Source organism: Collinsella phocaeensis (assembly GCF_900119895.1).
In the GTDB taxonomy this organism is placed as follows: Bacteria; Actinomycetota; Coriobacteriia; order Coriobacteriales; family Coriobacteriaceae; genus Collinsella; species Collinsella phocaeensis.
Genome location: NZ_FQLR01000004.1, coordinates 378,702 through 397,717 on the forward strand (window position 1 = coordinate 378,702; position 19,016 = coordinate 397,717).

Annotated in this window: 18 protein-coding genes and 5 tRNA genes; 16 read left to right on the forward strand and 7 right to left on the reverse strand. The window is 65.2% G+C overall.

From position 1 onward, the window contains the following. The first annotated feature begins 218 nt into the window (after positions 1-218). The 15 genes from rlmB to BQ7355_RS03810 all read left to right on the forward strand — a co-directional run bounded on the left by rlmB (position 219) and on the right by BQ7355_RS03810 (position 8,807). Positions 219-1,160: a 23S rRNA (guanosine(2251)-2'-O)-methyltransferase RlmB gene (gene rlmB / locus BQ7355_RS03740; protein ID WP_072414993.1), complete on the forward strand. Its 942-nt coding sequence runs from the start codon at positions 219-221 to the stop codon at positions 1,158-1,160. A 3-nt stretch (positions 1,161-1,163) separates the two neighbouring features. Continuing rightward, on the forward strand, positions 1,164-1,841 hold the full coding sequence (locus BQ7355_RS03745) for an NYN domain-containing protein (RefSeq protein ID WP_072414994.1): 678 nt from the start codon (positions 1,164-1,166) through the stop codon (positions 1,839-1,841). A gap of 132 nt (positions 1,842-1,973) precedes the next feature. Further along, positions 1,974-2,048: transfer RNA gene (locus tag BQ7355_RS03750), tRNA-Thr, on the forward strand. A gap of 481 nt (positions 2,049-2,529) precedes the next feature. After that, positions 2,530-2,614: transfer RNA gene (locus BQ7355_RS03755), tRNA-Tyr, on the forward strand. A gap of 8 nt (positions 2,615-2,622) precedes the next feature. After that, a tRNA-Thr gene (locus BQ7355_RS03760) sits at positions 2,623-2,698 on the forward strand. Positions 2,699-2,703: 5 nt separating this feature from the next. Then, positions 2,704-2,780: transfer RNA gene (locus tag BQ7355_RS03765), tRNA-Met, on the forward strand. A gap of 98 nt (positions 2,781-2,878) precedes the next feature. Next, on the forward strand, positions 2,879-4,069 hold the full coding sequence (gene tuf, locus BQ7355_RS03770; protein WP_072414995.1) for an elongation factor Tu: 1,191 nt from the start codon (positions 2,879-2,881) through the stop codon (positions 4,067-4,069). Between the two features lie 206 nt (positions 4,070-4,275). Further along, positions 4,276-4,425, forward strand: coding sequence for a 50S ribosomal protein L33 (rpmG, locus tag BQ7355_RS03775; protein WP_072414996.1), 150 nt, complete (start codon positions 4,276-4,278; stop codon positions 4,423-4,425). Positions 4,426-4,438: 13 nt separating this feature from the next. Next, positions 4,439-4,514: transfer RNA gene (locus BQ7355_RS03780), tRNA-Trp, on the forward strand. A gap of 75 nt (positions 4,515-4,589) precedes the next feature. Then, positions 4,590-4,955 (forward strand): preprotein translocase subunit SecE, encoded by a 366-nt coding sequence (gene secE / locus BQ7355_RS03785; RefSeq protein ID WP_072414997.1) that lies wholly within the window; start codon positions 4,590-4,592, stop codon positions 4,953-4,955. Between the two features lie 3 nt (positions 4,956-4,958). Beyond that, a complete protein-coding gene (gene nusG / locus BQ7355_RS03790) occupies positions 4,959-5,495 on the forward strand; it encodes a transcription termination/antitermination protein NusG (protein WP_072414998.1) in 537 nt (178 codons plus the stop codon). A gap of 120 nt (positions 5,496-5,615) precedes the next feature. Beyond that, entirely contained in the window at positions 5,616-6,044 is a 429-nt protein-coding gene (rplK, locus tag BQ7355_RS03795) for a 50S ribosomal protein L11 (RefSeq protein ID WP_072414999.1), read from the forward strand. 108 nt (positions 6,045-6,152) lie between these two features. Beyond that, positions 6,153-6,860 carry a 50S ribosomal protein L1 gene (rplA, locus tag BQ7355_RS03800; RefSeq protein ID WP_072415000.1) on the forward strand — a complete coding sequence of 236 codons (708 nt, stop codon included), beginning with the start codon at positions 6,153-6,155 and terminating at the stop codon, positions 6,858-6,860. A 337-nt stretch (positions 6,861-7,197) separates the two neighbouring features. Beyond that, positions 7,198-7,548 (forward strand): PadR family transcriptional regulator, encoded by a 351-nt coding sequence (locus tag BQ7355_RS03805; RefSeq protein ID WP_072415001.1) that lies wholly within the window; start codon positions 7,198-7,200, stop codon positions 7,546-7,548. After that, the gene (locus BQ7355_RS03810; RefSeq protein WP_072415002.1) at positions 7,545-8,807 is read left to right on the forward strand and encodes a hypothetical protein; all 1,263 of its coding nucleotides are present in this window, start codon (positions 7,545-7,547) and stop codon (positions 8,805-8,807) included. The genes BQ7355_RS03805 and BQ7355_RS03810 overlap by 4 nt, the downstream gene beginning before the upstream one ends. A gap of 199 nt (positions 8,808-9,006) precedes the next feature. Here BQ7355_RS03810 and BQ7355_RS03815 read toward each other — a convergent pair whose 3' ends face one another. The 5 genes from BQ7355_RS03815 to BQ7355_RS03835 form a co-directional block, all read right to left on the reverse strand. Next, positions 9,007-9,789, reverse strand: a complete 783-nt coding sequence (locus BQ7355_RS03815; protein WP_072415003.1) for a mechanosensitive ion channel family protein — start codon at positions 9,787-9,789, stop codon at positions 9,007-9,009. Positions 9,790-10,536: 747 nt separating this feature from the next. Beyond that, complete coding sequence (locus BQ7355_RS03820) at positions 10,537-11,331, reverse strand: ABC transporter ATP-binding protein (RefSeq protein ID WP_072415004.1); 795 nt, start codon at positions 11,329-11,331, stop codon at positions 10,537-10,539. Further along, positions 11,324-12,244, reverse strand: a complete 921-nt coding sequence (locus BQ7355_RS03825; protein WP_072415005.1) for an ABC transporter permease — start codon at positions 12,242-12,244, stop codon at positions 11,324-11,326. Before BQ7355_RS03825 ends, BQ7355_RS03820 begins: the two co-directional genes overlap by 8 nt. A gap of 276 nt (positions 12,245-12,520) precedes the next feature. Beyond that, entirely contained in the window at positions 12,521-13,552 is a 1,032-nt protein-coding gene (locus tag BQ7355_RS03830) for an ABC transporter substrate-binding protein (RefSeq protein WP_072415006.1), read from the reverse strand. A 155-nt stretch (positions 13,553-13,707) separates the two neighbouring features. Further along, positions 13,708-14,709, reverse strand: a complete 1,002-nt coding sequence (locus tag BQ7355_RS03835; RefSeq protein ID WP_072415007.1) for an ABC transporter substrate binding protein — start codon at positions 14,707-14,709, stop codon at positions 13,708-13,710. Positions 14,710-15,043: 334 nt separating this feature from the next. On the opposite strand from BQ7355_RS03835, the gene BQ7355_RS03840 reads away from it, so the two are divergent. Beyond that, on the forward strand, positions 15,044-15,838 hold the full coding sequence (locus tag BQ7355_RS03840; RefSeq protein ID WP_072415008.1) for an acyl-[acyl-carrier-protein] thioesterase: 795 nt from the start codon (positions 15,044-15,046) through the stop codon (positions 15,836-15,838). Positions 15,839-16,203: 365 nt separating this feature from the next. On the opposite strand, the gene BQ7355_RS03845 is transcribed toward BQ7355_RS03840, so the two are convergent. Together BQ7355_RS03845 and asnS are read right to left on the reverse strand one after the other, a co-directional pair. After that, a complete protein-coding gene (locus BQ7355_RS03845) occupies positions 16,204-16,989 on the reverse strand; it encodes an IS1595 family transposase (protein WP_072415009.1) in 786 nt (261 codons plus the stop codon). Positions 16,990-17,515: 526 nt separating this feature from the next. Further along, positions 17,516-18,919, reverse strand: coding sequence for an asparagine--tRNA ligase (asnS, locus tag BQ7355_RS03850; RefSeq protein WP_072415010.1), 1,404 nt, complete (start codon positions 18,917-18,919; stop codon positions 17,516-17,518). Positions 18,920-19,016 lie beyond the last annotated feature (97 nt).

Here is a 19,016-nt window from a genome sequence, read left to right on the forward strand (position 1 = left end):
TCCGGGTTTTTCGGGTGCGGCGTTTGCGTACGTCGACACTTCAAAAGGGGGCCGACGCCCCAAAAGGAGGCCGGAGCCATTTCGAGGTACGGGCGGGCTTGCGGGCGAACCTCGATTGCGAGCCTGTTCCCAAATTGAGGTGTTTTGCCGCGCGCGCGGCGCGTGCAGCCGTTCAATGTGACAATGGGGCGGATTGACGAGAACGAAGGAGGCCGCGCATGGCTGAGAAGAAGCGCGCACAGAAGCGTACGAACACGGTGGGCGGGCCGAGGCGGTCCGCTGGTCCTAAGCCCAAGCGGCAGCAGGAGCGTCCCGCCCGCCGTGGGGATTCCGCCCCGCGCTCCGGCCAGGGTCCCGCCCGCCAGCGCGGCGGCGCGTCCGTTCGCGCCGTCGCGGGCAGCTTCATCGAGGGGCGCCGCGCCGCCGCCGAGGCCCTGCGCACGGGCTTCCCCATCCGCCGCGCCCTCATCGCCCAGGGCGTCGAGGGAGATCCCGCCATCCGCGAGCTGCTCGCCGGACTCGGCGAGGCGGGCGTGGGCGTCAAGTTCGTCCCGCGCATCAAACTCGATGAGCTCTCGAGCCACGGCGCCCACCAGGGCATCGTGCTCGAGGTGGGGGAGTTTCCCTACGCGGGCCTTGCGGACATCGTCGAGCGGGCGGGCGACGGCCCGGCGCTCGTGGTCGTGCTCGACCATGTGACCGACGCGGGCAACTTCGGCGCCATCGTGCGCTCCGCGGAGATCGTCGGCGCCGCGGGCGTGGTCATCGCCAGCAAGCGCGCCGCCGAGGTGACCGTCGCCACCTACAAGACTTCCGCCGGCGCCGTCATGCACCTGCCCATCGCGCAGGTCCCCAACATCGCGCGCGCCCTCGAAGACCTCAAGGCCGCGGGCTTCTGGGTGGGAGGCGCCACCGAGCACGCCGAGGGCGTCTGCTGGGACGTCCCCTTCGAGGGGCGCGTCGCGCTCGTCATGGGGTCCGAGGGCGACGGCATCAGCCGTCTCGTGCTCGAGGCGTGCGACTTCACGACCAAGCTGCCCCAGATCGGGCAGACCGAAAGCCTCAACGTCGCCCAGGCGGCGACCACGCTGTGCTTCGAGTGGATGCGCCGCAACTACGACGCGCTCTTTCCGATGTCCGGCGCACCGGCGGGGGAGTAGGCCATGACCAAGAAGAACCGCGCGAAGTCCAAGGCGAAACGCTTCGGCGAGGGTTCCGCGCAGAAGTTCGTCGACGCCAGCACGTACGGGGTCGGCAACGCCTTCGGCGCGCCGTCCGTGTCGCTGCCCGCCCGCGGAGCGGCGTCGGGCAAGAAGGAGCTGCTCGTCGTCGACGGCTACAACATCATCTACGCGACGCCGCGCTACGAGCGCCTGATCTTCGACAAATCCGACGACCCGTACTCGTCCGACGTCTACGACCGCGCCCGCACCGCGCTCATCGCGGACGTCGCGGCGTTCGCCCAGGGTCGCTACGAGCCCGTCATCGTGTTCGACGGGGCCGGCAACATATCGGACGACCGCCCCAACCTCCCGCAGGCGGGCGTGCGCATCGAGTTCTCGCCGCGGGGCGTCTCGGCCGACACCGTCGTCCAGCGCCTCTGCACCGAGGCGCGCGACGAGGGCCGCGCCTGCACGGTGGTCACGAGCGACGGCACCATCCAGGCAACGGTCATGGGCAAGGGCGTGACGCGCATCTCTGCTCGCATGCTGGTCGACGAGATCCGCCACATCGATGCCGACGTGCGCGAGGCCCAGGAGGCCCCGGATATAAAGATGACGCTCGGCAGCAGGCTCTCGCCCGAGTCGCTGGCGAAGCTCAAGGCGCTTCGCGGCAGGTAGCGCACGGGTTTCGCGAAGGGGTCGAAGCGCTCTGACGACGGGCCGCCGACGTGCCGAAGGCCGTGCCGCCCTTGCCCCGGCGCGGCGCATTCAGTATCCTGTACTAGCTTTGCGCGCATAGGCGCCCGAAGCGCCAGCGTGGCTCAACGGTAGAGCAACTGATTTGTAATCAGTGGGTTGCGGGTTCGATTCCTGTCGCTGGCTCCATAGACCGCGAGCGCCCGGTTCCCCCGCGGAGCCGGGCGTTTTGCTGCCGGCCGCCGGAATCGAACCCGGTTGCGGGCGCGGAGCTGAGGAAACGGCGGAGCCGTTTGCCAGCGCAGCGCGCAAGGGCCGTGAGGCCCGCAGCGGATCGAGCGAGCGGCGATACAGTCGCTGGCTCCATAGACCGCGAGCGCCCGGTTACCCCGCGGAGCCGGGCGTTTTGCTGCCTGGCGCTCGGGCCTCGTCCTATCTTCCAAAGAGACTAGGAGGGGTGTGATGTGTGGACGATATGGCAGAGTCGCATGCCGAACACGACGAAAACTGCAGCAAAATAAAGCATATGCTGGGGTAAATGTAATCATGGATACGCCCGGACGCGTGTATTAGAGGATACTTGTTGACACGGCATATTGCGTCGGAATAATATAGCTTCGCTCGCTGAGGAGCTGAGGTTTCCAAAGCTCAGTAGCGAGGCTTGACACGTGGGAGTTTGCCCGAGTGGTTAATGGGGACGGGCTGTAAACCCGTTGGCTATGCCTACATAGGTTCGAATCCTATAGCTCCCACCAGTTCAAGTGCCTGTATAGCTCAGTCGGTAGAGCACTTCGTTGGTAACGAAGAGGTCACCAGTTCAAGTCTGGTTGCAGGCTCCATTTACGGCGGTGTAGCTCAGCTGGTTAGAGCACACGGTTCATACCCGTGGCGTCACTGGTTCGAATCCAGTCACCGCTACCAAAGGTAACACGGTGGCTTTCCTAGAATATATTTAGGGAAGCCACTTAGGTTTACGTAGGCTTTGTCCCAACCGGGGACAGCTAAAGGAGGAGGGCTTCATGGCCAAGGAAAAGTTTGAGCGCACTAAGCCGCATGTTAACATCGGCACCATCGGTCACGTTGACCACGGCAAGACCACGCTGACGGCTGCCATCACCAAGGTTCTCTCTGAGACCGAGGGCTGCAAGGCCGACTTCACCGCCTTCGAGAACATCGACAAGGCTCCCGAGGAGCGCGAGCGCGGCATTACCATCTCCGTCTCCCACGTCGAGTACGAGACCGCCACGCGTCACTACGCTCACGTCGACTGCCCCGGCCACGCTGACTACGTCAAGAACATGATCTCCGGTGCTGCTCAGATGGACGGCGCCATCATGGTTATCGCTGCCACCGACGGCCCGATGGCCCAGACCCGTGAGCACATCCTGCTCGCTCGTCAGGTCGGCGTTCCCTACATCGTCGTGTTCCTGAACAAGTGCGACATGGTCGACGACGACGAGCTTATCGACCTCGTCGAGATGGAGACCCGTGAGCTCCTCTCCGAGTACGATTTCCCCGGAGACGACATCCCCGTCATCCGCGGCTCCGCCCTCGGCGCCCTCAACGGCGAGGAGAAGTGGATGGACGCCATCCGCGAGCTCATGAACGCCGTTGACGAGTACATCCCCACCCCGGAGCGCGATAACGAGAAGCCGTTCCTGATGGCTGTCGAGGACGTTATGACCATCTCCGGCCGTGGTACCGTCGCTACCGGTCGTGTCGAGCGCGGCGAGCTCCGCCTCAACGACCCGGTCGAGATCGTCGGCATCAAGGAGACCAACTCCTCCGTCGCCACCGGTATCGAGATGTTCCGTAAGTCCATGGACTTCTGCGAGGCTGGTGACAACGTCGGCATCCTGCTCCGCGGCATCAAGCGCGAGGACATCGAGCGCGGCCAGGTTCTCTGCAAGCCGGGTTCCGTTACCCCGCACACCAAGTTCACCGGCGAGATCTACGTTCTCACCAAGGAGGAGGGCGGCCGTCATACCCCGTTCTTCGATGGCTATCGTCCGCAGTTCTACTTCCGTACCACTGACGTGACCGGTTCCGTCAAGCTCCCCGAGGGCACCGAGATGGCCATGCCTGGTGACCACATCACCATCGAGGGCGACCTCATCCACCCGATCGCCATGGAGGAGGGCCTGCGCTTCGCTATCCGCGAGGGTGGCCACACCGTCGGCTCGGGCATCGTCAGCACCATCATCGAGTAGCTTTAAGCTGACTCGGGTCTGAATGATCCTTTTGACCCGGCTCCCATCGGGAGCCGGGTCGTTTTGTCTCTGAGAGATGCGTATAGATTGTGAAGCCGAAGTATTTCGGATAACTCCTCGGAACTGAGCATTGACAGAGACCCATGTCCGATGCTAATGTTTACCACCGTGCCCGTATGGGACGGTCAATGGAGGTTAATTCACACATGCGCACTATGGTTACTCTTGCTTGCACCGAGTGCAAGCGTCGCAACTACACGACGACCAAGAACAAGGCGACCATGCCGGATCGCATGGAGATCAAGAAGTATTGCCCTTGGTGCCGTCAGCACACCGTGCACAAGGAGACTCGCTAGTCTCTAAGCATACACGCCAGTAGTTCAATTGGTAGAGCATCGGTCTCCAAAACCGAGTGTTGAGGGTTCGAGTCCTTCCTGGCGTGCCAGTCTTTAATCCGTAAGCCTCCTTGTGGGGCTTACGGTTTCTAATGTTATAGCCACAAGGCCGAAGGGAAGCGTTCATGGCCAACAAGAAGACCAAGAAGAAGAGTACGCAGTCCGCTGCTCCTGCTTCGTCTGCTCAGGCAGAGGCCTCCAAGGACGCCGCCAAGAAGGCCGCGCCCGCCAAGGCGGACGCCAAGGCTGCCAAGAAGGCGGAGAAGAAGAAGGCCGAGAAGAACAAGAAGCCCGGCCTCATCGCTCGCGCCAAGAACTACCTGGCTTCGATTCGTTCCGAGATGAAGCGCGTCACCTGGCCCACCAAGAAGGAGCTCGTCAACTACTCCGTGGCCGTGTGCGTGTCGCTCGTCGTCGTCGGCATCGCGATCGCCGTGCTCGATCTCGTCATCGGCGAGGGTCTTATGCTCTTCGCTGGTCTGAGGGGGTAAGCAATGTCCAAGCGTTGGTATGTCGTTCACACCTATTCCGGATACGAGAACAAGGTCAAGGTTGACCTCGAGCATCGTATCGAGACCATGGGGATGCAGGATCGCATCTTCTCTATCGAGATTCCGACCGAGCGCGTCACCGAGATCAAAGAGGGCGGCAAGCGCGAGACCAAGGACTCGAAGATCTTTCCGGGTTACGTCCTCGTCCGCATGGAGATGGACGACGACGCGTGGACCTGCGTCCGCAACACCCCGGGTGTCACCGGCTTCCTCGGCGGCAACGGCAAGCCCGCGCCGCTGTCCCGCGACGAGTACAACAAGATGATGCGCAAGTCCGACAAGGGCACCGCATCCAAGCATACGTCCGTGGACATCGAGGTCGGTACCACCGTCAAGGTCATCTCCGGTCCGCTTTCGGACTTCGATGGCAAGGTGTCCGAGGTCAATGCGGAGGCCGGCAAGGTCAAGGTCACGCTCGTCATCTTCGGTCGTGAGACCCCGGTTGAGCTCTCCTTCGACCAGATCACGGTGATCTCCTAAGGTTGTCCGTTCGCGCGTTCGCGTTTCTCCTGCCGACCGCTCACCGGCGGGTGTGCTTCTAGCGGGTTCGCGCTGACGATAGATACGTATTCGCACGTTTGTGTTCAGGAAGGAATGACCATGGCTGAGAAGAAGATTGCCACCGTCATTAAGCTCCAGATCCCGGCCGGCCAGGCCAACCCGGCTCCTCCGGTCGGTCCCGCCCTGGGCGCCGCCCAGGTCAACATCATGCAGTTCTGCCAGGCCTTCAACGCCGCCACGCAGGACAAGATGGGCGACATCATCCCCGTCGAGATCTCCGTCTACGAGGACCGCACCTTCACCTTCATCTGCAAGACCCCGCCTGCGGCTCACCTCATCAAGAAGGAGCTCAAGCTCAAGGGCGGCTCCGCCGTTCCCCAGCGCGACAAGGTCGGCCAGCTCACCGACGAGCAGCTCACCAAGATCGCCGAGATCAAGATGCCGGACCTCAATGCCAACGACATCGAGGCCGCCAAGAAGATCGTTGCCGGCACCGCCCGCTCCATGGGCGTCACCATCGCCGAGTAGCGCAAGTGTGTAATCAGCAGGCGTCATCCGGCGCCTGCTTTACGCGTGCAATAGGGCACGCATCGATGTGGGAGGGCGCACGCCCGTATGACCACAGGAGGTATTAACATGGCTAAGCATGGCAAGAAGTTCCGCGCTGCCGCCGAGCTCGTGAACAGCGATCAGCTGTACACCCCGCTGGCTGCCGCCAAGCTGGTGAAGTCTCTCGACACCGCCAAGTTCGACGAGACCGTCGAGGCTCACTTCCGTCTGGGCATCGACACCCGTAAGGCCGATCAGAACATCCGCGGCTCCATCTCCCTGCCCCACGGCACCGGCAAGACCGTTCGCGTCGCCGTGTTCGCCGAGGGCGCCAAGGCCGACGAGGCCCGCGAGGCCGGTGCCGACGTCGTTGGCTCCGACGAGCTGATCGCCGACATCCAGAAGGGCGAGATCAACTTCGACGCCGCCATCGCCACCCCCAACATGATGGCGAAGGTCGGCCGCATCGGTAAGATCCTCGGCCCCCGTGGCCTCATGCCGAACCCCAAGCTCGGCACTGTCACCATGGACGTCGCCAAGATGGTCGGTGAGCTCAAGGCCGGCCGCGTGGAGTACCGTGCCGACCGTTACGGCATCTGCCACGTGCCCCTGGGCAAGAAGTCCTTCTCCGAGCAGCAGCTCGTCGAGAACTACGCCGCCCTGTACACCGAGATCCTGCGCGTGAAGCCGTCTTCCGCCAAGGGCAAGTACGTGAAGAGCGTTTCCATCTCTTCCACCATGGGCCCTGGTGTCAAGGTCGACCCTGCCGTTCAGCGCGACTTCCTCGCTGAGTAGCTCCACGTTTCATAGACGGGTTCAACCCGGTTCCGCGTCATGCGGGACCGGGTTTTTTGTTAGGCGGCGTGCCCGAAATACGCATATAGAAGTGCGCCAGTTGAAGAGCGCCTGAGGATCGAGGCTGCTGTTCGGGTTTCGCGCGAGGGTGGCGTTTTGGTGTTATGGTGCCCGATGTGTTCCGAATCTTCGGTATTGCTTTGCGTACCGTGCGATACGTACATACCGTTTGAGTCTGTATGTATACCGTCTATCTATTACAAAAGAAGTACCTCAACACACATAGTACTTATGTTAGATTGTGGGTACCAGGGAAGAGCGATTCAGGAGGTGACATATGGCCACGAAGGACGCGGTGAGCGACCTTATCCGCGGCAACATCGATGCGATCATTCTTTGCACGCTTTCCTCGAAAGACAGCTACGGGTACGAGATTCTCAAGGCTGTTGCCACGGCGAGTCGGGGGGAATACGAGATGAAGGAGCCCTCGCTGTACACGAGCCTCAAACGGCTCGAGAAGCAGGGGTTCGTCGAGAGCTATTGGGGCGACGAGACCCAGGGCGCGCGACGAAAGTACTACCACATGACACCTGCCGGGTCGACGGAGCTTGTCGAGGCGACCGAACGCTGGGTGCGGGTGCGCGACATCATTGATTGCCTGTTGCAGCAGGATGGAGGAGAACGATGAACGAGATTCGGATGTACGTGGAGCACCTGTTCGAGGGCAAGCTGCTCACGGCCGATATGATCGAGCTCAAAGAAGAGATCTACGGAAACCTGGTGGCTCGGTACGAGGACCTCATCGCCGAGGGTGTCGAGCCCGGTGACGCCCTTGCTCGCACCAAGAAGAGCATGACGAGCATCGACGACGTGCTGGCGGGCGAGGATGCCGAGGAAAACGCCTCCGAGCTTTCGCCTGCGGGCAAGGACACGGGGTCTGGGGTGGATGCCAGTGGGGCGCAGCCGGCTGTCGCGGCGCCCGCTGGGAAGCCTACCGGCGAGAGCTTGGCTTCCGAATCCGCCGCCGAGACTGCACGGCTGGAGGCGTCGGGAGTCTCCGCTCCGGAGCCACAGGATGCCACGGCCGCGGCGCCCGCGATCGCCGCCGCTTCCGCCGCGGGTGCCGCATCCGGCGCTCCTGTGCCGCCTGAAGGTGCGGAAAACCCGTTGCCTGGACCCGTTGCGCAGCCTGCGCAAGATGCTGGCAAGAAGCGCCGCACATGGATTATCGTCGCGGCTGTCGTTGCGGCGATTCTGCTTGTGCCGGCGCTGCTGTTTGGGGCCGGTATGATCGGCTTCACGTCGATGAGCGGTGCGGACGTTGATATCGACGAGGGCCGCGTGGAAGTCGAAGACGGCAAGGGCAACGAGGTGACGATCGACCCGCAGCAGGGAATTACGGTGACGGACGGTGACAATGAGGTGACCATCGGGTCCGACGGCATCGTGCGCATCGATGGCGATCCGGCGGACGACCTCCTTACCGCGGTGGTGAACGCGCGGTCCGGCGACGTGAAAGAGCTGGTGAACACGGATCCGGCCGATGCTGCCGCGGTGGAGCGCGTGCTGAGGGCCCTGCCGATGAGCCAATGGCTGAGCGACCTCGATGTGACGCGCGGCGTGGACGTCCTGTCGTTTGCGTATCGCGAGGTGCCGGACACGTACGAGGGCGAGTCCGTGGATATCGCGCTGGCCTACAACGTGGCCGCCATCTTCTGCACGATGCCGACGCTCAATGAGGTCCAGGTCACGCTGACGGAGAGCGATGAGCCTGCCGACGAGAGCTGCTACGTGTTCAAGCGCGACGACGTGCAGCAGCGGATCGGCGTGTGCCTCGACGAGGGCATGGTGAACGAGGCTGGCTGGACGCAGATCATGCGGGATCACCTGTACAAGCATGATTTTGCCGAGAACCTGGTGGATGCTGCGGAGCGCGCCTGGCGCTAGAGCGCGGTCCTCCACCTCAAATTAGGGACAGGCACTTATTTGAGGCGGGCCCCGGTTCTATCGAGAGCGGCCTTCGGCCACGTTGTGCATCTGCACTCCGTGGCCGAAGGCCGTTTTCGTTTGGTGGGTATGCCGTGGGAGCATGCGCGCTCAATTTGGTGCCTGTCCCCTTTTTGAGATTGAGCTCCTCCGGCTGCGCTTACACCAGCGCCGCGATGGAACGGACCACGGCGTCGGCCGCCAGGCCCGTCTTCGTCGCATCCTCGACCTGAAGGATGATCTTTCCCTTGATGCCGAGTTCCGAGATCTCGGAGAACAGGACGCGCGGCCCGTCGATGACGGGGGAGACGCCGCCCGCCGCATCCCCTGCAAGGCGGGCAAGCTGCTCGGCAAGGGCGTCCATGTGCTCGGTGCGCGCACCGCCGTCGTCGCCCAGGCGCGGCACGGCGAAGGGAACGGCCACGCGGTTGGCGGGAAGCAGGTGCACGAGCGCCGTCTTGGAGATGATCGAGTTGGGGATGATCACGGTCTGGCCGAGCGCGTCGCGGATCGTGGTGTGACGCCACGTGACGTCCTGCACCACACCGGTCTCGGACCCGACCTCGATGTTGTCGCCGGGCTTGACGATGCCCATGAAGGTAACCTGCAGCCCTCCGATGAGGTTGGAGAGCGTGTCCTGGAAACCGAGGGAGACGGCGATACCGCCGACGCCAAGGGCGGCGACGAGCGCGTTGGCGTTGATTCCGAAGCAGGCATCGAGCAGCACGCTCGCCCCCAGCGCCCAGATGACCCCGCGTGCGATGTTGACCAGGATGCTGGAGCTGGGCAGCGGGTTGCTGTCACGCTCGAGCAGTTTGCGCAGGGTGCGCGCCGCGATGCGCGAGGCGACGGCGGTGACGATCACGATGAGGACGCCCCACAGCGCGGTCTTGATGGCCGGCATGGCGAGGAGATCGAAGAGTGGCTGGAAAAGCTCGGGCATGTGGCAGGCCTTTCGAATCCGGTAAACCCGTAGGTGTCGCCCCATCATACCTGTCTTGCTCCTACCGCTAACGCGCTGGGCGCCTTATTAGAGAAAAGCGACACGCAGGGAGCGCGCCGGCCTTCAGGGCCGGCGCGCTCGGCATGTCCGCCGGCGGCTGCGGCGTTTGCGTGCTTCCCGACGCGGCAATTGCAGGGCGCCGACGCGGTTTTCGCCCGCGGACATGGGCGTCAGCGTCGTATCCATAACGTTTTTCGTACCGGAAGCGGATTCGCCTAGTACACCCTCGTGCTCCGTCGGTAAAACCGCTGGTAGTAAGGGTGCGGAATAACGGGATACTCGGGGCTTTTCAGAAGTTGTACGAAAAACGCGGTAGATAGTAAGCGAGCGCGATTCCCGGGCGCTCGGGGGCCGCGGAATCGGTGGGTCCGAAGGCCTTCTTCGCCGGATTTCACGCATGGTCCGACTCTTTTGGGCCCCATGCGCGGCGATGGCCTTGCTGTCGCTTCGCTCCGCCCGGTCCGCCTGGCTGCGTGCGTTCAATCAGCGCATATGCGCCGGGCCGCACTGCGCCAACTTGTCAAAATACTTGAAGACCGGGTTCACCTTGCGGCGAGATTCGGAAACGGGTTCCGCCTTGCGGTGAAACGAACGCGGGGCCCGGCAGCATGTCGGGCCCCGCGTCGGGTGCGCTCGCATGCAGCGTGCGCGTATGGCATGCGTCTCCTGCTGTGCGGCGGTGAACGGCTAGCTCAGCAGCATGCGGTCGTTGGCGAGCTCGCCGCCGGAGACCTCCTCGAACTTGCGGAGCAGGTCGGGCACGGTGAGGCTCTTCTTCTCGTCGCCCGAAACGTCGTAGATCACGTTGCCGTCGCTCATCATGATGAGGCGGTTGCCCAGGCGGATGGCGTCGTTCATGTTGTGCGTGACCATGAGCGTGGTGAGGCGGCGCTCGGAGACGATGCGCTCAGTGAGGTCGAGCACCTTCGCGGCCGTCTTGGGGTCGAGCGCGGCGGTGTGCTCGTCGAGCAGCAGCAGCTTGGGGTCGGTGAGCGTCGCCATAAGCAGGGTGAGCGCCTGGCGCTGACCGCCGGAGAGCAGGCCGACCTTCGCCGTCATGCGGTTCTCGAGGCCCAGGCCCAGGGTCGCCAGCAGCTCGGGATACTCGTCCTTCTCCTGCTTGGTGATGCCCCAAGCCAGGCCGCGGTGCTTGCCGCGACGGCGCGCGAGCGCGAGGTTCTCGTCGATCTGCATGTCGGCGGCGGTGCCGCGCATGGGGTCCTGGAACACGCGGCCCAGGTACTGGGCGCGCTTGGGCTCCGAGAGGCGCGAGATGTCGACGCCGTCGAGCTCGATGGTGCCGGAATCCAGCGGGTACACGCCGGCGATCATGTTGAGCAGGGTGGACTTGCCCGCGCCGTTGCCGCCGATCACGGTGACGAAGTCGCCGTCGGCCAGCGTGAGGTCGACGCCCGTGAGCGCGCGCTTCTCGGTGACGGTGCCGCGGTTGAAGGTCTTCTTCACATGGGACAGCTTAAGCATCTGCCTCACCGCCCTTCGTGTAGCTGGAGCGCAGCTTGAACTTCTCCCACACCACGGGCACGCAGAGCGCGAGCGCGACGATCAGGGCGGACAGGAGCTTCATGTCGTTGGCGTCCATGCCCATCTGCAGCACGATGGCGCGGATGAGGAAGTAGACGATGGAGCCGGCCACGGCGGAGACCAGGCGGCTCTTGAAGCCGGTGAGCTTGCCGGGGGTGAGGCGGCCGAGCACCTCGCCGATCACGATGGCGGCGAGGCCGATCACGATGGCGCCCGTGCCCATGCCGATGTCGGCGTACTTCTGGCTCTGGCAGATGAGGCCGCCGGAGAGGCCCACAAGGGCGTTGGACAGCATGAGGGCGATCATCTTGGTCTTGGCGGTGGACACGCCGAGCGCGCGGATCATGTCCTCGTTGTTGCCGGTGGCGCGCAGGGCGCTGCCGATCTCGGTGCCGAAGAACCAGTAGAGCGCGGCGATGATGGCCACCGCGGCGATGAGGCCCACGATGATCGAGCCGGCGTTGTTGGACAGGCCGGTCATCTCCGTCATGCGGGAGAAGATCGTCTCGCTCTGCAGCAGGGGCGTGTTGGATTTGCCCATGATGCGTAGATTGATGGACCACAGGCTGATCTGCGTGAGGATTCCGGCGAGGATCGCGGGGATCTCGAGCACGGTGTGCAAAAAGCCGGTGACGGCGCCGGCGAGCATGCCGGCGAGCATGGCGGCGATGACGGCGACGAGCGGGTCGACGCCGGAGACGACGAGGACCGCGCACACGCTTCCGCCGAGCGCGAAGCTGCCGTCGACCGTGAGGTCGGCGATGTCGAGCAGCTTGTAGGTGATGAAGACGCCGAGGACCATGATGCCCCAGAGGATGCCCTGGGAGGCGGCGCCGAGGAGCGCACCTGTCATGCATTCCCTCCTTCTATCGCGGGGCCGCGAGCCAAATGAACCCCGGCGGGCGGACCCGTCGGGGTTCATCGCTGCGACGATGGAATATACCTCGTGAAAGTCTACCATGCGCGCGGTGACCCGCAGCAACGCCGGGCGTTCCGTAACGCGTCCGAAACGGAAGGGCGCGGGGCGCGGGTGTCGGGCACGGAAGGATGCCCGCGCCCCGGAGCCGCGAGGAAGCGGGCCAGGGCGCGGGGCGTCGGGCGCCGCGACGGGCGGGGCGCGTGCCTGCCGCTACGCGCTCACGTCCGTGCCGCCCTCGTCGGCAAGCGCGGTCACGTCCACGCCGATCTCGTCGGCGGTCTTCTGGTTGTACACCAGGTCGCATTCATCGGCGGACATGGTCTCGATGGGCATCTCGGCGGGGTCGGCGCCCTCGGAGAGGATCTTCACCGCCATCTCGCCCGCGCGGCGCCCGAGCTCCTCGTAGTTGATGGAAATGCTCGCCAGGCCGCCGGCCTCCACGTGGGCGACCTCGCCGCACACGGTGGGGATCTTGGCTTCGTTGGCGATCATGGCGATGGTGGACATGGCCGAGGCGATCGTGTTGTCGGTGGGCGTGTAGATGGCGTCCACCTTGCCCACCATGGACTCGGCGACCTGCTGGACCTCGTTGGAGCTGGACACGGTGTACTTGACGCCCGCAAGCCCGAGCTTCTCCAGCTCGGCGGCGGCCATGTCGATCTGGATCTTGGAGTTTGCCTCAGCGGTGCAGTAGAGCAGGCCTACCGTCTCGGCGTCGGGTAGCAGGCGCTGCAGCAGGTCGATCTGCGCGGCGACGGGATTCATGTCGGAGGTTCCGGTGACGTTGCCGCCGGGGGCGTCGTTGTCCGCGACCAGCTCGGACGCGGCGAAGTCGGTGATCGCGGTTCCCACGACGGGGATGTCCGAGGTGGCGCCCGCCATGGCCTGCGCCGCGGGCGTGCCGATGGCGAGCACGAGGTCCACGCCGTCGTTCACGAACTTGCTCGCGATCGTCTGGCAGGCGGACTGGTCGTTCTGCGCGTTCTGCTGGTCGACCTGCGCGCCGATGCCGGCTGCCTCGACGGCTGCGACGAAGCCCCTGTTGGCCGCGTCGAGCGCCGGGTGCTCGGTGAGCTGCAGGACGCCGATCTTGTAGGCGCCGCCGTCCGTGGCGGCGCCGCTGCCGGCGGGGGCGCCGGCGTTTCCGCAGCCGGCGAGGCCGAGGCCGGCGGCTGCGGCGAGCACGCCGGCGCCGGCGATGCCCTTGGTGAACGAGCGACGGGAGCAAAGGGTGCGATCCATGGCGGGTCTCCTAACGTGCGCGCGGGGCGCGGGGCGTATGCGGTGGAAGCCGTGCGAGGGCCGTGGCGGCGCGATGGCGGCCGCAGGGCGCACGGCGTGCTGGCCGTCGGGTGCCCTCGAGGGGCGTCCGACGAAGGTCGGCGTTTCAGGCCGCGCTAGACGGTCTGGCCACCGTCGAGGATGGAAACGTTGACGCCGAGCGCGTCGGCGGTGGCCTGGTTCACGATGAGCTGGCACTCCTCGCTCGACAGGTACTCGATGGGCATGTCTGCCGGGTCGGCTCCCTCGGAGAGGATCTTCACCGCCATCTCGCCCGCTTTGTAGCCGAGGTCGTGGTAGTTGATGCTGTAGGACGCCAGGCCGCCGTCTTCGACCATGGTATCGCATCCCACGATGGTGGGCAGGCCGTTCTCGTTGGCGATGTCCGAGACGGCCGCCATGCCGGCGGCGATGGTGTTGTCGGTCGGCGCGTAGATGGCGTCCACCTTGCCCACCATGGACTGGACTACCTGCTGGATCTCGTTGGAGGACGAGACGGAGTAGCGCTCGTGCGCCACGCCGGCGGCGTCGAGCGTCTCCTCGGCGAGCTTGACCTGGACCTCGGAGTTGGACTCGGCGGAGCAGAACAGGATGCCGACGGACTCGGTGTCGGGCAGAAGCTTGAGCATGAGGTCGATCTGGTCGGCGACGGGGGTGAGGTCGGAGCTGCCGGTGACGTTGCCGCCCGGGGCGTCGTTGTCTGCAACGAGGCCGCTCTCGGCGTAGTCGGTGATGGCGGATCCCACGATGGGGATGTCCGAGGTGGCGCCGGCCATGGCCTGGGCGGCGGGCGTGGCGATGGCGAAGACGAGGTCCACGCCGTCGTTCACGAACTTGCTCGCGATCGTCTGGCAGGCCGACTGGTCGTTCTGCGCGTTCTGCTGATCGACGCTGCAGGAGATGCCGGAGTCGTTGAGGGCGTCAACGAAGCCCTTATTGGTCTGGTCGAGCGCGCCGTGCTCGGTGAGCTGCAGCACGCCGATCTTGTAGTTGCCGCCCTTGGATCCGGCGGAGCTGCCGGTGCTCGCTGCGGGCTTGTCGGATCCGCAGCCTGCCAGGGCGCCGGCGGCGAAGAGGCCGGCGGTGACGATGAGGTTTCTGCGAGAGATGCTCTTCACGGCGATCAGCTCCGTTTCTATCGGGAAATGGTGCCTTCTGAATGGTCACTTTACTATAGGAAAGCATGTAAGGGACATACTAGCGCCCCCGCATCGTATGCTCAATTCGTTACAGACGTGTTAACGTGGCAGCGTCGGCGGGGCGGGCAAGGGAGGTCGACGCGTGCGGCTGGCGAGGGTCGTGCGCGCGCGAGGTCTCCGTGAATCTCTTCTCGCGCATTGTCGTTCAGGCGGTGCCGGGCTGCGCTGCGCGCCTGCGAGGGGTTGGATGCGCCCCATGGGGGTAGAATGCGGCTTGGGCCCTCGATGGCCCAACCACACGAAAGGATCTTCCATGTACGTGCTCACCAGCCGGGTCAGATATAGCGAAATCGACGAAAGCGGCGCCTTGAGTCCGCTCTCCCTCATCAACTACCTGCAGGATTGCAGCGCATTTCACGCTGAGGACGTGGGCGCGGGGATCGCGGCGTCCGTCGAGCGCCGAGCCGCCTGGATGATCGCGGCGTGGAAGATCCGCATCCACCGGCTGCCGAGCATGGGCGAGTCCATCCGCATCGGGACGTGGCCCACGGGCTTCAAGGGGCTGATGTCCAACAGGAACTTCGTCATGGAGGCGGCCGACGCCCCCGAGGGGTCCGCGCCTTTGGTGGAGGCGGATTCCGCCTGGTTCCTCTTCGATGTGGACGCGGGGCGCCCGCGTCGCCTCGTGCACGATGACCTCGCCTGCTACTTGGAGGGAGACCAGTTCGAGCCCGCGCTCGATATGCCTGCCGTGCAGCGCCGCCTGCGCGTCCCCCGCGATGCCGAGCCCGTCGTCGCCGATGCGGTCACGGTGACGGGCAGCCACATCGACACGAACCACCATGTGAACAACGCCCAGTACGTGGGCATGGCGCTCGACGCGCTGCGCGCGCTCGCGCCGGCGCCGGAGGGAAGCGTCTGGGAGCTGCCCCCGCAGCCCGAGCCGCGCGGGATCGACGTTCAGTACGTCGCCGCGGCGAAGCTTGGCGATGCCGTCGCGCCGCACGTGTATCCGCTCGAGGCCGCAGAAGACGGAGCGCAGGAGGTGCTCGTGGCGCTCGACGCTCCCGACGGCGGTCACTATGCGCTGGTGAAGCTGGCGTTCTAGCGCTCGGCCGGATCGGCCCACAGCTTCCGATTCAGGACCTCAATTTAGGGACTGTCCTTCAATTGAGGTGGGGGTCCGTGGGGGGTCCGGATCTGGCACAAAATGCACTCGAGTCGGTATTCGGTGCGTATATGCGCGGCTGCGTCGGCTGTTGATCTCTATAATAGAGGTATGTTCAGAGACATCTGTAACGGTATCTTGACGAATGGCAGTGTCCGGCCACTGCAAGATTGCGCATCGAGTTCCCTCACGGTCGTCATCGACCAGCTTGCCGGGTTCGTTGGTACCGACTCGATGGCATTTCGTGCCACAACTGTTGAGGGGCACGGGAATACGGGAATATTCGATGCATATTCCCGGCTGTGTTAACCCTTTTTGGAGGTCCTGGCCACCCTGACGGCGACCCTCGCCTCGACGGCGTACTCCTCGCGGAACAGCGCGCGCCGCGTCGTCCGGTACCTGCCGACGGCGAGGATGGAGAGCAGCGCCGACGTCGCCGCGCGGCTGCCGCCGGCCCCGCGGTAGCTCGCCTGCCGGCAGAACCACCACATGTACCTCTGCATGCGCCTCGACGCGACGCCCCGGAACCTCGCGATGAAGTGCTTGAGCGCGGAGTGCACCGCGTTCAGGGCGTTGAGGGCGTGTTCGCCGGAGTAGGAGCGCGCCACCTCGAGACCGAGCGCCCCCGCCGCCGTGCCGAGGCTCGAGGACATCTCGCACGCCACCCTCGTCCCGCGGTGCGCGAGCCGCGCCAGCCGGCCGCGCGCGTCGGCGGCGACGGTCGCGGACGAGGATACCAGCACGTCGGCGCTCCCGTCCGACCCGACCACCGTGAGCAGCGTGTCGCGCTCGCGGGCGCCGCCCCCGCGGCGGCGCGGCGCCCTCCAGGGCTCGAAGCCGGGGTTGCGCGAATGGTTCCCGGAGAAGCTCTCGGGCGGGAACGCCTCGTCGGCCTCGACGGCGTCCTCGGGGCCGGTCGTGAACACGGTGACCTCCCCCCTGAGCGCCTCGCACGCCCTCACGCGCATGAACCACGCGGTCTTGGGGCTGACCCCGCACTCCTCGGCGCACTCGCGCAGCGTGAGGCGGGCGCAGAAGCACCTCGCGAAGGCCGCCCAGGCCTCCGCGGGCAGGTGGGAGCGCGAGAGCACCCCGCCCGTGTCGAGCGTGAAGCTGCGCGCGCAGCCGCGGCGCAGCCAGCGCTGCCTGGCCGCGGCGGGCGATCCGCTCGCACCCGCGGCGCGGGCAGCGCCGGGGGCCGCCGAGGCGCGAGCGCTCGCGCAGGAACGCGCCCTCGGCCTCCCTGACCTCGACTTTGTATAAAAGCTCGGCCCTCTCGGCCGGTTTGAGCGCGAGGACCTCCCCGATCAGCGCGTCGAGCCCGCCCCTCATGGCCGCACCCCCTCCTGTCAAGGACTTCTACCTGCGGGTCCATCCTCGCGCCCCGCGCGGACAGAAGCACCTCCAAAAAGGGTTAACACAGCCATATTCCCGACTGTACTGCATATTTTTTGCATATGGATCTGCATGCGGGCAAATCGTCCCCCGAGTTTCGCAAGGATCCGCCTCAAGAGCGAGCTGGATACGAAAACGGGCGCGGCCGCTTCGTGCGGTCGCGCCCGTCTGGCGTATATCCCTCGCGGCGCCTCAAAAAGGTGCCTGTCCCCTTTTTGAGGTTTAGAAGTCGCAGCTGCCCACGGTGCGGGGGTGCGGCAGGACGTCGCGGATGTTGCCGACGCCCGTGAGGTACATGACCAGGCGCTCGAAGCCCAGGCCGAAGCCCGCGTGCTTGCAGGTGCCGTAGCGGCGCAGGTCGAGGTAGTACTTGTACTGCTCGGGGTCCATGCCCAGCTCGGCGATGCGGCGCTCGAGCACGTCGAGGCGCTCCTCGCGCTGGGAGCCGCCGATGATCTCGCCGATGCCGGGGACCAGGCAGTCGGCCGCGGCGACGGTTTTGCCGTCGTCGTTCAGGCGCATGTAGAAGGCCTTGATCTCGACCGGGTAGTCGGTCACGAACGTGGGGCACTTGAAGTGCTCCTCGGTGAGGAAGCGCTCGTGCTCGGTCTGCAGGTCGATGCCCCAGCTCACGGGGTACTCGAACTGGTGGCCGGTGGCGACGGCGTCCTCGAGGATCTTCACGGCTTCGGTGTAGGTGACGCGTGCGAAGTCGGAGTTCGCTACATGCGTGAGGCGCTCGATGAGGCCCTTGTCCACGAACTTGTTGAGCATGGCGAGCTCGTCGGGGCAGCGGTCCATGACGTCGCGGATGACGTATTTGAGCATGTCCTCGGCGAGGTCCATGTCGTCGGCGAGGTCGGCGAAGGCGATCTCGGGCTCGATCATCCAGAACTCGGCGGCATGGCGCGTGGTGTTGGAGTTCTCGGCACGGAAGGTGGGGCCGAAGGTGTAGACGTCGCCGAAGGCCATGGCGAAGTTCTCGGCGTTGAGCTGGCCGGACACGGTGAGCGAGGCGGCGGTGCCGAAGAAGTCCTGGCTGAAGTCCACGTTGCCGTGCTCGTCCAGCGGCGGGTTGGCCGGGTCGATCGTGGTGACGTGGAACATCTCGCCGGCGCCCTCGCAGTCGCTCGCGGTGATGATGGGGGTGTGCACGTAGACGAAGCCGCGGTCCTGGAAGAAGCGGTGGATGGAGGCGGCGGCCACGGAGCGGATGCGGAAGACGGCGCGGAAGAGGTTGGTGCGCGGGCGCAGGTGCTGCTGGGTACGCAGGAACTCGACGGTGGCGCGCTTCTTCTGCAGCGGGTAGTCCGGGGCGGAGGCGCCCTCGACCACGATCTGGGTCGCAGCGAGCTCGAAGGGCTGGGGAGCGTCCGGGGTGAGCTTGAGCTCGCCGGTGCAGACCAGCGCGGCGGAGACGTTCTGGTGGGCGATCTCGTCGTAGTTCTCGAGCGCCTCGCGGTTCATGACGACCTGCAGGTCCTTGAAGCAGCTACCGTCGTTCAGGGTGACGAAGCCGAAGTTCTTCATGTCGCGGACGGACTTGACCCATCCGGCGACGGTGACGGTGCTGCCACCGAGGGCCTCGGCGTCGGCGTAGAGCTGGGCGATCTTGGTGCGATCCATGCCATTCCTTTCACGCGGGAAAGCGTATAACTTGACTAACGTTTCATTCTAGCAGCTGGACGCAAGCGTGTGTCGGCTGCGCGGCGGGCGGAGGCGG